This is a genomic window from Amycolatopsis sp. NPDC039088, assembly GCF_055598845.1.
In genome coordinates, this window is the sequence record NZ_JBVKAE010000041.1 from 15619 (window position 1) to 30301 (window position 14683).

Consider the following 14683-nt stretch of genomic DNA (forward strand, 5'->3'; position numbering starts at 1 on the left):
TCATGGAGGACAAAGCCCCGCCGTCGGGTGATTTCTGGAACCTGATCCTGTCGGAAGGCGGCGGGACCGTCGACGACTACTACCCCCCGGACAGCGCCGTCCACGCGCACGAGAAGGCCGTCGGGTTCAAGGACGCCGGACGGCATGTGCAGCAAGCCGTGACGAGCACGAACGACATCGTGACCCGCCTGCACAGCACCGCGTGGCGGGACAGGGGCGGCGCGAGCATGCGCGACCTCGTCCAGAACAACAACAACGGCGAGAACGGCATCCACCAGATAGCCGTCGGTCTGGACTCCATCGGTGGTGCGTACGAGTCGTACGCGAACCTCCTGGTCGACGTCAAGGACACGATCCACGAAACCTACGACCGCAACCACCTGATCTACATCGCGCTGGGCTGCAATCTTCCGGGGGTGCGGGGCTACTACCGGCGGAAGCTGGCGGAAGGGGTGGCCAAGGACATCAAGGACATGATCAGCAAAACCGCGGCGAACATGCGGAACCCCAAGGAGCCGGATCCGACACCGCACGACGGATTCTGGGGTGGCCTTTGGGATTCGGCCGTGGTGCAGTTCCAGGCGTTCATCGGGCTCGCCGGATTCGGCGAGGGCGGCTGGTCGCTCTACAACATCGAGAAGTCCTGGGGAAACCTGGGCATGCTGGTCGGCGGCGCGCTCTTGTACGGCCTGGACCCGGAGCTGGGCGGATTCCTCGACGACAAGCTGTTCAAGGGCGTGCTCGGTGACACGCTCGTGGAATTCGGCAAGAACTTCGTCGACTACGGTGCCTGGGGAAAGGACGGATGGCATGTCGCCGGCTACATCACCGGTAACATCATCGGCCTGATCGGCACCCGCGGCGCCGGGGCGGGTATCGCCCGCGGTGCGCGCGCACTGGGAAAAGGTGCCAAAGCGGCCGACCTCACCGGATTCCCGAAGGGGCTCCACAAGGTCGGGGAAATCGTCAGCAAGGCGAATCTCACGGGTGCGGCCAAGTACGGCTTGGGCAAGGCCGCTCACGTCGTCGACGGCATCCGCAATTTCCACCGGGGCGAAGAAGCCGCGCCCAAGGTGCCCCACGGCAACGACGCCACGCCTCCCGCACGGCCGGTCGAGCCGACGGCACCGGGTGCCGGCCCCGAACCACCGAAGCAGGGGCCACCGCGCGACGGAGAGCCATCGCTCCCCACGCCGCACGAAAAGGAGTCGCTCCGGCAGGGCGTCGAGAAGAACTTCCTCGACGCGCACAAGCGTTCCGGCGGCGACTTCGTCCCTTCTCCCCACGATCTCGTGCGGACCTCCGAAGCCACGCACACTCCGTCGCACGGTGGAACGCCTGCCGATCACCACGGTGCCTCCCCGAATCGGCACGGTGGACCGGATCCCGTACAGCAAGCGGATCGCCAGCCGCCCGCGGCCGAGCCGAAGGCGCCGCCGGAGCCCCACCGTGGCGCCGACGCCTCCCCGTCCCGTGACGGCCTCGAAGGCCAGGACGGGCACGCGCAGCCGAACGTGGACGCACCACCGCATGGCCTCCGCGATCAGCTCGGCCCCGGGCAAACCGGCCTGTTCGACAAGGCGTGGCAGGAGTCCGCTCAGTCCGGCTACCCGCCGAGGGTGCGGGAGGAATTCGCCTTCTGGCGGGCGACGGGGCACGTTTCGCCCAACCTCGGCCACGGCATCCGCATGGAGATCATCGACTCGATCCGCAAGGCGGACATCGACCCTCCGCAGTCGAAGTTGTCTCGCGACTCCGTCACGAAGGAAGATGTCCGCGACGGCGCGATCGGGCATGACGCGGCGAACATGGCCCGGAACGACCTGAGGAACCTCGGGCGTGAGGGACCGGCGCCCGCGAAGGTCCTGGATGGACTCCGCGACCGCGGAACCGGACAGCCAGGGGAGACCCGCGCCGGGAAGCACGGGGAAGACGGGCCGGTCGATCGCTGGAATCCGGTCGCCGAAGAGGCAGGCCACGGCTCGAAAGACGGCGCCGTCGGCGACCGGGACGGCGCGCGTGGCGAGCGTGACGGAGAGGACGGCGGTCCCGCCGATCGCGTCAAGGACGACGAGCCGGCTCTCCGAGAACGGCGCGAGCGGTTCGAAACGCCGATCGACGAGTTCGCGAAGAAGCACATGCCGGAGGAGTACGCCAAGCGTCACGGGGAAGACGGCCCCGGCGACGGCGTGGGGCCCAGCGGTGGCAAGCCGATAGAACCGGCACCGCGACCGACTGACGGCACCGGTGCGTCGGCGGCCGCGTCGAGTCCGTCGTCGGTCGGCCTGCTCGAAGGCTCGCCCGCGCGGGGCGCCGTGGATCGCACGGGATCGGCCACCGTGACGCCCAAGCCGTTGCCTCACGGGCCTGTCGCCGGGCTTCGCGAAGCCGAGCCCATGGGTGTCAGGGAGCACGCCGCGAAGCCGGAAGACGCGGTGGACCTTGCCCGGCCCAAGCCGGAAGAACTGAAATTCTGGAAAGAGGAGCGATTACCGCAAGGGGATTCGGCCCGTCTTCCCGCTGAGCCACCGGTTTCACCGCCTCCACGCCCGCCGGGTCGGATCACCCCGGAGCCGGATGCCCCGTCTCGGCAGCCCGCTCGCGGGGCTGACGGTCCGGCCGCGGGGCCGCTGTCACGCGCCGCCGACGAGACAGTGACTCCGCGCGAGGCCGCGCGGACGCGTCCTCCCGCGGCGTTTCCCTCGGTGCGGCAACCCGACGTCGTACCCCGCCCTCCCGACGGGTTCCCGGCGGTGCGGCCCGCGGAGTTCCCCCAGCCGAAGCATCTGGATCACCGGCTTGTCCGTCCGCTGGATTCCCCAGCGACGCACGTGCCGCCTGGCGACTTTCCCGGTCCCGCACCGGGGAAGCCGCCTGCTCCCGATCTTCCTCTCCACCGGCCGCCGCAACCCGAAAAGCCGACGCCGATCGAGCTTCCCGCCCGGCCGGAGCATGATCCCCCCGCGTTGCCGCAGGCACCCGCTCGGCCCGGGGATCCCGTCGCACCGGGTCTTCCGCGGCCGTCGGTGCCCGGGTGGCCCGAAGAGTTCCCGCTCCGGATCGACCGGCCGGGCCCGCTCACGCCGGAAATCCCCGCCTGGCCTGGTATAGACGAAGGCGGCGTCGACCCGGAAGCCGATCCCCTCGCCGAAGTCCCGCCCGAAGTACTGGAACAACTGACCGACGCGGAGCGCGAGGCGCTGCGGAACCTGGCCGCCGGACTCGGCTGGAACGCCGCGCAGGTGCTGCACCGCGTTCTCGACGAGATCGTCGACCGGCTCATCCTGCACCCCCGGCCCGGCGAGCCGCGACGGATGATCTCCCGCAACGCCGATCTGATCCAAAAGCTGAAGTTCCTGGAGGAGTATGAAGAGCGCGAATGGCTCGGCGAGCGGCTGGCCGAGCTGACCGGCACGCGGCCGGAGAAACCGAGGACGGCACGACCGGAACGTGGCGGCGGCGGGATTCTCGCGCGCCAGAGTATGCCGATTTCGCTGGGTCCCTGGGGATTCGCCGACGCCGAGGAGCGGACTCGGCAGGAGATCGAAGCTCTCCAGCGGTTCGCGGCGTATCTGGCCGACCCGGTGAACAACCCGCTCAGCGACGGCGAACGGGCGGCGCTCCGCGAGATCCTCGCCTACCGGGCTCAGCGGATACGCGGGGAAGACCTCGCGCTGGACGCCTTGTACGAGCTCATCCTGGAGAATCCCGGCTGGCTCGCCGGTGCGGAGATCAAGGGCGAACCGCGACCTGTGCTGGACGAGCGGGGTGAGCCGACCGGGATGGTGGAAGTCGCCGGCAGACTGGCCGGGCTCACCGGCTTGCGGATCCTGATCGTCCCGGCGCGCGACCTTCGTGAGGGATCCGCGGCCCGCCAGGAAGCGGTCGATCGGGCCAGGGCCTGGCTCGACGCGGCCCCGGACGGCGTGCGGAACAGCGCCGTGCTCGACGGCAGGCGTCCGGTGGGCACGGATCCCGAAACGACGTCGCTGTCCCGAGAGCTGATGGCCCTCGGTTTCGAAGCGGTTTTCCAGCATCGCGAGTTCCATGGCAGGGAAGCGGAGGCGGCTCCGTACTCGGTGCTGGACTCCTTGCCGCACACGACGAATTCGTTCCCGGAGAAGGCGACGGTGATCGCCGATCGCCCGATGCGTTCCCCGGGACTGGCCAAGGCCCTGAGTGAGGAAGCGGCGGAGAGGGCGAGGCAGTTCGTCGAGCGGCACTCGCCTGAGCGAGCGCTCGCGGGCGATCTACGCAGGCTCGACACCGGGCAACTCGCCGACGCGCTGCTAGTGGGCGCCGAGATCGTCCACGTCGTGCGCCCGGACCTGGACGCACATGGCAGGTCCACCGGTTTCCCGTGGGTCGTCGTCCGGCTCGCCGACGGCAGCCTCGCGCGGGTCACGGTGGCCGACGCCGCTCATCAGGATCTGCTGCGGCGGGCACGGGAAGATCTCGCGAACCGGCCCTTCGGCAAACGCGATTTCCTGGTGATCAACGGCGCGGCGGCCTGGAACGACCAGCCCGGCCTGACGGAGATCGCCCGGCAGCTGACGGAAGGGCCGGGACGACGGTTCACCGGCGTGCTGTATCGCCAGAACTGGGAAGGGCCGCGAACGCCGGGGAAGGACTCGCCGTTCACCCTCCTGACGCCGAATCCCCGACTCAAGGGCAAGCTGCTCGCCGCTCCTCCCCGCGAGCCGATGGCGCCGGAACCGGAGAACGAGCCCCCGGCGCCGAAAGAGATCTCGGAAGCCGAATGGCTGGCCGAGTTCCGCGCGCTGGCCGACGGGATGGCCGGGCTGTACGAGCGACTCGCCGACGAGGCGGGGGCGTCGGTCGCCCCTGACGATGTCTTCGCGGTGTTCAGGGAGAACAACCCGGAATTGTTCGCCTATCTCAAGGAAGCCGGTACGGCGGCCGGTGTCGACGCGGGCAGGCTGGCCGATCTGCTGGGTGAGGGCATCGAGCGGCCGGCGTGGTCCGCGGCGGCACGGGAGAACCATCTCGACAACGTCGCGCTCGGGATCGGACGTGGCTGGGATCTGACCGGCCCGGAACGCGAATACCTGGCGGCGCTGGACGCCTACGCGCCCGAACTCCCGGTCTTCCGTCGCGAGTTCGGCGCTCTCCTCGACCGGGTCCGGCAGACCATGCCCGAGAACCTCGAACCGCTGCTGAGGGATCTCGGCGACGGGGCGTACTCCATCGACGAGAAGACGCTCGTCGCGAAAAAGTACTTCGCCGTCTTCCTCGATGCCGGTGACAAGCCCGGTTCGCATCCTCCGGACGAGCTGCCGAGGCAGCTCGAAGAGGCCGCCCCGAAGGTATCAGCACTGCTGGAACAGGAAGCGGCGCTGGGCACGCTCTCGCCCGAGGTGGTCCAGCGGCGGACGGCGTCGTGGGCAGGCTTCGTCGCCCAGGCCGCTGAGCTGCGGGACGCGATCGCCGGCGCGGAACGCACGCAGGACGTGCGGCCGGTGCTGGATTCTTTGCGCGCCCTCGGCGATTCCCTGCGCGCCTACGCCAGGGAGCACGCGGATTCCGCGGTGCCGGCCTGGGTGGAGGTCGCCGGATTCGATCTCCTCGATCCGCACCGCATGCGTTTCCTGCAGCCATCGGTGACCGGGAACGGCCGGTTCGACGTGGTCACACGAGCGATCACGCGCCACTGGCTCGAAGTGATGTTCGGCCCGGATGGAGTGGATTTCGCGCACGGCCTCACCGAAACGGCGGTGCCTTGGACCAGCCGGTCGATCGCGAGCCATCCGAGGCGGGACGAAATCCTGGCCGAGATCGGTGAGGACACGCTTTTCGGCCAGCTGAAGCGGCGAGCGGTGGCCTTGCCCGAACTGGGAGTGAGCCTGATCCGCCCGGAGGCAGGTCTTGGCGAGCTCGTGACCACGCTGGTGCACGAGTGCGTGGTCCACGGAATGCAGGAGCCGAAGCCCGTCAACCTGTACCGCGGCCTCGCCGGGGAATGGTTCGAGACCCTCATCCAGGCATCGCACGAATTCCAGGGGCGCAGCGGCGAACTCCTGGTGGTCGAGGCGTTGCGAGCCGGGGCCGAGAGTTCGGTCGTGCCGCGGGAACTGCGCGTCGACGTCGTTCCGCGTTCGTTGCGGGTGCCGCCTGCCGAATGGGACGCCTTCTGGATGGGCCGGGTCATCGGCATCGAGTCCGGTCGTCTCGGTGAAGCCGGCCGGACCGCGCTGTTCGGGCAGCAGCGGGAGATCGGCTTCGGCCACGAAAGCGACGCCGTCCGGATCCGGCGGGCCGTCACCGATCCGCTCCACCCGCGGATCGAGACCCCGGCCGTCCAGGAGTTCAAGGCCGATCCGGCCGCGTTCGCGGCCAAGTACCAGCCACCTTCGCCGGCGATCCAGCCCGAAATGCCGCCACCTCCGCCACGGCCGTCCGTGGGCCCGGGCGACCTGCTGTGGCCGGACCCGATGATCGATGGGCACGGTGCTGTCGACTTCGGTGCCCCGTGGCAGCCGGGGAAGCGGCCACGGCATCCCCAGCGGCAGGCACCGCATCCCCGGCACGGGGGAGCGCCCCTCCCGCCGGGACTACCCGCCGAGCTGACGGGTTTTTGGATGGCGCTGCGGCCGGAGGACCGTCGTGCGCTCGCGGATCTCGCCGCGGAGGTGGGACCGAGGGCGGGACTTCCCGTGCTGAAGAACTTCACCACGCTGCTGGCCCGAAAGAACGGTTTCCCCGAGAAGGCGGGGGAGGCACTGGCCCACTGGCTGGCACAGGTCGCTCCTCCGGCGGGTCTCCCGCCGGAGTGGGCTCCGGTCTGGCACGCGCTTCCGGCCACCGTGCAGCACCCCTTCGCGGAATTGATCACGGCCGTCGGTGCGGCCGCGGCCACGGGCGAACTGATCGAGCGGGTCGCCGGCCTGACCACCCACCAGGGCGGGATCCTCGAACAGATCGTGGACCTGCGAGGACATCCGGAGCTGATCGGCGTCCTCGCCCGGCAGCTGTCCGCGGCGATCGGCTCGTTGCCACCGGCCGCACCGGTCGTACTTCCGGCCGGTCGGCCCGCTCCCGCTCCCGCCGCGGCCGGCCCTGTCCCCATCGAGGCGGGCAAGCCGGTGCAGGGAAAGACCTCTCCCGAGAAGGTCCAGCAGGCGTTGTGGCACGCGTTCCCCGAAGCGGTGAAAGCCGTCGGGATGACGATCGTCAGCTCGGACCCCCGGTCGATCACGGTCGCCGATCCGCGGGGACGCACGATCGGCGTCGTCCTCGACCTCGCCGACCTCGAGGACGCGGCTGGCCAGTGGTCGGTACCGAACCGCCACCCGGAGCACAGCCCGATGCTGGGCACCATCAGGATCGCCGCGTCGACCCGGATGCCGCTCGACGTCGCCCTCCGCGTGGCCGTGCACGGACTCATCGCCGGGTACACGAACCTGACGGACGAACCCACCGCCGACGCGAGCGCGAGATTCCTGAGCCCGGACGGGGATCTGGACGCCCTGCCGCGGCCGACCGCCGCCGACCGCGGTTATCTGGCCCAGCTCGTCATCCTCGGACGTGCCTTCGACGGCGCGAAGTGGAACCTCCCGCGGCGATACCGCCTCCGGACGGAGATCCGGGATGTGATCGGCAAACTCGGCCTCGATCCGAACCAGGCTTACCAGGGGCACCGCCTCGCCGCGTTGGGGAGCGAACCCGTCACCGCGCTGATCAAGCGTCACCTCCCGCCCAAGGTCACGGACGGCTACCTCGCGACGCGGACCCATGTCGCCACGGGCCTCATCACCGGTTTCCTGCCATCCGGTAGCGCGGCGGTGGTCTTCGCGGCCTCGGGCTCACCGGCCAGCGGCGTCGCGTGGGGCGTTTTCGGCCTGGTCAACGCCGTCTATGGCGGCTTCCTCGCCCGTCAGTGGGAGATCAACAAGGACGCGCAGGTCGCGGAGGTACGGAAATACGACGCCAAGGCCCGCGAGATCGACGCCGTCGCGGCGCCCGCCGAGCGGGTGCGTGCACTGCTGGAAGTCCTGGGCTGGGCCCCGGAAGAAGGCCCCGAAGCCCCGGCGGGCAAACAGGCGATGGGTCCCCGGCCCGACCTCGCCCAGCCCCTGCGCAAACACTGGGCACGGTTCAGCGTCCCGCAGTTGACGGCGCTCGGCGCGGGCACCGCGGCCGCCGTGCCCTTCGAAATCTGGGCGGGCACGGGAATCGGGCTGCCCTCTTGGCTCAGCCTCACCGTGTACGCGGTCGGCGCCGCGGTCTTCCTGCCCCTCGCCGAGCGCGCCCGCACCCGCGTCCAGAAAGGGGTGGAACTCAAGGAGATCGACAAGCGGGCCAGGGGACTGGACAAGGCCGAGGCGGACGTCTACGCGGCCATGGGGCAGCGGCTCGGCCTGGAGCGGCCGCCCGAGCCGGACGAAGTCCCCGACCCGCACGGCGTCGGCCGGTCCGTGCCCGAACTGGGCATCATGGCCAATCTGCCGGACTTCTCCCAGTACGTCAGCGAGATCCTGCGGCGAGGGCTGCGGCCCACCGCGTCGGGCACGATCGACAACACCGCGCTGCTGTCCCAGCATCTGACGCTGTTCCAGGCGCTTGGCGCCTATGGAGCCGGGAAGAGCCTGCTCATGCTGCCGATCGCGATCTGGCAGCTGAACAAACTGGACCAGCTCGAGCTCGGGTACACAGTGGACAGAAAGTTCTTCGACGAGCGGGACATCCGACGGCTGATGAGGCCGGACGTGTTCGCGGAGCGCATGGCGTTGCTTGAGCAGGTCGAAAAGATGATCGCCCCGCGGCGACCCGGCCTGCTGCGGCGGTTCCGCGAGGCGCTTCCCTTCCTCGGGCGACCGCGGCCGGAACCGGTGCGCTCGGTCGTTCCGGGCGCTCCGGCGATCGAGACCCGGCCGACGTTCGCGCCATGGGCCGAGTTCGTGAAGACCTATTCGAGGGTTTCGGTCGTCAGCACCGGAGTGACCGTCGGTTTCGTGGAGGCGTTCGGAGTCACCCAATCACTCGCGGTGGCCGCGCTGACGGCAGGCCTGTACGGCCCGGTGATCGGCTGGCGCAAGTGGTGGCACCGGAAACACGAACTGGCACTGAGCGACAAGGACATCGCCGAGACCAACAAGGGGAAGGCGGCCGAACGCGTCGCGGAGCAGATGGCCGCGTCGGCTTTCGTGGACTCCCAGGTGATCCTCTCCGCCGCGACGGTGATGGCCGAGCTGGAACGGCCCGGCCGGTCGGTCACGCGACAGGCCGGACCGGTGGGGACGGCCGCCCCGGAGTTCACCGCGATCAGGATCGACCCGCACAAGTATCCGTACGGGAACTGGGCGAGCGCATACCAAGCCGCCCTGGGGGACCTGCGGAATTCCCTCGGCGCGGAGGCGGCGCGACTGGGCCTGAACCGGCCGCGACGGGATTGGGGTGACTACCGGACGCTCGGTGACCGGCGGCTGGCGATCGTGGAACTCGTCGCCCTCGCCGAACGAGCGGCCACGTACCTCGCCGACTATCACCGGACCGGGAACGGCCTGCCGGTCTGGGAAGCCAACGCCGACCTGAGCAACGCCGTCGACTGGTATCTCTGGCTGTACTCGCCCGAGTGGCCGAAGGAACCGGATCCGGCGCCGGACGCTCCTCGTCGTCCTGGCGACGATCCGGAGGTGAAGCAGGCCGAAGAAGCGGCCATCAGGCATCTGCGGTACCGCTATCCGCAGGTCCGGCGGAGCGCGATCGGGGGCCCCGGAGGCTGGCAGGGCTCGTCCGCGCGAGCAGGCGGCCCGGCTCGCCGCCTTCCGGCGATCCACGACATCGCGCGGTACATCCGGGAGCACCACCCCGAACTGCCCCTCACGAACCCGAACTACCACGCGCCCGGCGCGTACCTGGACGGCTACCGGACCAACTGCACGCGCGCCGTCGTCTACTACGTGCGAAGGCTGCGCGGCGAGGACGTGACAGCCCCACCGCTGCGTCCGGCGGATTCCGCCGCGCTGGGCACACTGGAGTACGTCTCGGATCGGCTCGGCGGGACCTGGGAGCACGGTCATGGCACCAGTTACGACAGTGTCATCGCCGCGATGCTGCGCCGTCCTTCCGGCGCGATGGCCGCGCTGGCGATGGAATATCGCCTGGCGGACGGACGGCTGAAACGGCACGTCGCGCTGGTGACCAACGACGCGGGCAGGATCGTCTTCCTCGACCCGCAGGACGGCTGGTTGCTGAGCCTGCCGAAAGAGCCGGTCGCGCTGGCCCTGTTGCCCTTCACCGATGTGGAGCTGCCTCCCGCCGGTGCGACGGCGGGCGCCCGGCAGCCGAGCGGAGATATCCATTTGCCGGAGCCTCAGGCTGCCGGGGTCCCGTCGGAGGGGAACGGATATCACGGCAAGGACGACGAAGTGCGGCTCGGCCCGGCCGAGGTGGAAGCCGTCCATGCGCGGAAGCCGGGCCATGCCGCCTACCGGGACAGCGGGAATCGGGCGGGTTCCGGGCCGCGTGAGGTCTCCGCGTTGTTCCGGACCACACGGCGCAACGCACTGCCCGCGATGCACGCGAAGACCGTGATCGGCCGTTGGACCGCCGCCGTTTCCTACCTGCTCTCGAAATATCCCCAGCTTCCCGGCACCAACCCGCACTACTACTCGCCGGACGCCCTCGACGAGGGCTACCTCACCAACTGCACCCGTGCCGTCGTCTACTACGTGCGGCGCCTGCGCGGCGAGGACGTGACGGCGCCGCCGGTGCCGCTGGACCGGTTGCTGGAGATGTCCAGCCTGGAGTACATCTCGGATCGGCTCGGCGGGACCTGGGATCACGGCCACGGCACGAGTTACGACAGCGTCATCGCCGCGATGACAGACCGGCCGGCCGGGGCGCTGGCCGTCATCCACGTGACCTCGACCGAGCGGGGCGGTTCGGTCCGGGACCACGTCGCGCTGGTGAGCCGGGACGAGAACGGCGTCGTGTTCCTGGAGCCGCACAACGGCTGGCTGATGCGCTTGCCGAAGCGGGTGACCGGAATCGGCTTGCTGACCTTCACCGACGCGGAGCTGCCCCCGCGCGGAGACGCCGCGATCTTCACGGCGGCGACCGCCGAGGTGGCGCGGCGTGGCGCGGAGGAGATCCTGCGCGAGAGCGTGCTGGCGGCTCCTCCCGGTCCGATCGACCTGACCGACGCGCAGTGGGCCGCCGTCCGGGCCGCGCGCGAGAATGTCGACGGCATCCCGGACAGTCCCCCCGTCGCCGAGTTCCGGCCGGAGGACCAGGAGCGGGTGAACGAGCTCGCCGATTGGCTGGCGGAAGCCGCCGGTGGCACCCCGGGTCACGGTGACGGTGAGGCAGCCGCCGCGTTCGTCGTGTTCGACAAGGTGTCTTGGGTTTATCAGGCCTTGGACGTCGTGCGGGAACGGCTGGGCAGCGAATCCATGGAGATCGTGGGCCTCGAAGACCGCTTCTTCCGGCCGCGGCACGACGGCTACCGCGATCTCCGGCTGGTCCTGCGGCTGCCGAGCGGGCACCTCGCGGAACTCCAGCTGAGGCTCAAGGCGATCGAGGAGGTCGCGGAGACCGCGCGCGTGCTCGACGAAACAGTCGGCACGCTCATCGGCAGGGCCGAAGAACGGACGCGCCCGTTGACGCGTGCCGAGGAGGCCCTGGAGGTGGTGCTCCTGCGGAGCAGGTCCGAATTGTTCGACGAGGCGACGAAGCGTGGCCTGCCCTCGCCGCCGCCGCCGGGACCGGAAACGTTCGGGGACGCGGCCGAGACCGCGATGGCGGCGGCCGAACCGCTCGGCTGTGTGGAGTTCGGCGATGGTCGCCAGAGCGCCAACGCCACCTACCACCTGACCTACGCCGACCATCCGCGGACGATCTACAAACCGGCTTCGGGAGAGACGCGCGCGCTGGGATCGCACCTTCCCGTGGCGGGACAGGGATTCCGTGAGAACGCCATGTACCGGCTCGCGCGGGTCGTCGGCTCGGACGCCGTCCCGCCGACCGCCTGTATCGACGGTCCGCTGGGACCCGGTTCCAGCCAGGTGTGGCGAGGGGACGCCGGTCCGGCGCTGGAGGTGTCCGCCTATCCGCGTGAGCAGCAACAGCTGATCGCCTTCCTGGACTACGTCGCGGCCAGCATGGACAGAAGCCCGAGCGACTGCCTGACCGGTCCGGACGGGGAAGCGATCGTGATCGACAACGGCCAGTCCTTTCCGGACTACGTCGATCCGCTGGTCGGGATCAGGTCCGGTTTCGTGGCCGCCTGGTTCGATGAGCCGTTCGACGACCAGGTGCTCGCGGCGATCCGGGCGATCGACCCGGCTTGGCTGGTCCGGATGCTCCTCGCGACCGGAATCGGTGACGAGGCGGCCGAGGGCGCGCGGGAACGGCTTGAAGAGATCCAGCGGCTGGGCCGGATCGCCGGGCAGACCTGGCCTGCCCGCATCTGGGACCACGAGTGGAAACTGGTGAGGGAGTTCAAGTGAGGGACATGGCGGGAGGACTGATCGTGCGGGCTTCCGAAGCGATCGCCAAGGTCGAACAGTGGCTGAGGGCGGGGAATCCGGTCGACCTGACCGTTGGGAAGCACGCGGTGCGGGTCGACCACGAGAATCTGCTCCGAATCCCGGAGGGCTGGTTCGTGCCCTATGACGCGGTTCGCGCGCTGGATGGCGGTGAACGGCTCGCGGCGCTCGTCCCCAAACCCGCGTTGATCGTGCGTGAGGACGGGAGCCTTCGCCATCCGGACCCCGGTCCCGACGGCACCGGGCCGAGTGTCGCGGTGGCTGTCACCGGTCATGACGCCTGGGAGGAGATCCTGGAACCGGAGTTCGCGCGGAGCGGGGTGGCGCACCTTGGTGTCCCGGCAAGCGCGATCATGGCCTGGCGCAAGCGAGGCCCTGACGGCGGGGAGATCCGGGTCAACCCGGACTACCGGCTCGGGCCCGAACGGCTCGGTCATCCGGCCATGGACACCACCGCGGAGCATCTGCTCGGTTGCCTGGAGACGGGGCGGTTCGACCGGGCGCGCTACCTGGTCGGCCTGCTGTCCGCAGAGCTCTACTATCCCGTCGACCACCGGAATGAGGACCCGCTTCCCGCGCTGTGGCAAGAGAACAAGCGCATGCTGACGGTGTTCAGCTCTCGCAGGCGGCTGCCGCCCGGCACCACGAAATGGGTGCGAGCGGACGTGCTGTCCCTCGCCGCGGAGTTCCCCGGAACCGGGCTGGCGATCAATCCGGGCGCCTTCCCGTCGGACGTCGTCACCGCCGGTGAACTCGCGAGGACCCGCGAGCAGTGGCCGAACTTCCGGACGGCCGTTCGGGCTGTGGAGGTTTCGCCCGAATATTCGGTGGAGGTGGCGAAAGCGGCGGACGGGATCCGGGCGGAACTCGGCCTCGCCGAACCCGTCTCCGGGCTTCCGGAAGCGGCGGCCAAGGCGAGGTCCGCCGGATTCGAATTGTCCACTGAGGACTGTGTGCGGTTCGTCCGCGGCCGAGCCTGGGAGCAGCGCAACCGGGTGGCACCCACCGGTGTCGACTCGCCGGACGACGACGTCTCCGGTCAGCGGTGGCCGTCCGAGTTGCGGGCCAACGGCCTTACCGCGGGATACGACGCGGCGGGCCGGCTCCGGCCACATGCGGCGACTTCCGGCAAGTTCTTCCGGCAGGACGCCGACGGCACGGATTTCGCCTGGCACCGCGTCGTCGGCGCCTTCGCCGGGTTCGCGCTCGGGGAGTCGCTGGGTTCGGCCGTGGACGCACTGAGCCTTCCGGAGATCCGCGCGCGGTACGGCGAGGCCGGGATCCTCGAACCCACCGGGAAGATCGGCCCGCTGACCCGGCAGTTGCTGTTCCACACCGAGGGCTTGATGCGAGGGCTGCCCGCCCCGTTCGGCGGCGCGGCCGCCGGCGGGCTGATGGCGCTGGGCGCGCTGTCCGTGCAGCGCTGGCAGGACGCCCAGCGGGGAGAACGCGACGGCTGGCTCTCCCACGTCCCGGAACTGTGTGTGCCCGGCGAGGCCGCGCCCGCGACCGCGGACGACGTCGCCTATCTCGTACCGGGATTGGCCGCGGCGCTCTGTGGTGGCGGCCCGGAATCCGATGTGGACACCGCGGCACGGGTGGGCCGCCTGCTGGCGGCGGGCGGCGGCGCCGACGGCCCCACCGCCGAAACGGCAGGGGTGGTCGCCGCGCTGTTCGGCCGGTTGTTCCGGCGTGAGGAACCATCGCCGCCGCACACCCTGCTCCAGGAGATCGTCCGGCGCGGGCCCGCACCCGGCCCGGTGACGGACGTCCTCGCCAACGCTGTGCGTGCGCGAAAGGAACTGGTCCGCACCGATTCCGAAGAGCTGGACAGGGTCGGCAGGGGTGACACCGCCGTCGACGCGTTGGGCCGGGCCATGATCGCGGTGACGCGACGGTTCTTCGACCCTCAGTGGGCGATGCAGGCCGCGGTCGACCATTCTGGCCGCAGCGCGATCACGGGCGCGATCGCCGGCGCGGTGGTCGGCGCGCGGGTCGGGATCCCCGGCTTGCCGCCCGGATGGCTCGACCGGCTCGCGGCGGCCGACTTGGTGGAAACCGTCGCCGGTGACGCGTTCTGGCACTTCTCGGCGCAGCCGCCGTCGAGGGACCAGCGCTACGCCGCGGAATGGGCCCGGCGGTACCCACGCAACTAGGCCATGTCCTGATCCGCG

The 14683-nt window shown here is 70.2% G+C and carries 2 protein-coding genes; both read left to right on the top strand.

What is annotated here, in order from left to right; genetic code table 11:
* The first annotated feature begins 2 nt into the window (after positions 1-2).
* A complete protein-coding gene (locus ACZ7KI_RS36370; protein WP_470277550.1) occupies positions 3-12470 on the top strand; it encodes a toxin glutamine deamidase domain-containing protein in 12468 nt (4155 codons plus the stop codon).
* A gap of 5 nt (positions 12471-12475) precedes the next feature.
* On the top strand, positions 12476-14665 hold the full coding sequence (locus ACZ7KI_RS36375; RefSeq protein WP_470277551.1) for an ADP-ribosylglycohydrolase family protein: 2190 nt from the start codon (positions 12476-12478) through the stop codon (positions 14663-14665).
* Positions 14666-14683 lie beyond the last annotated feature (18 nt).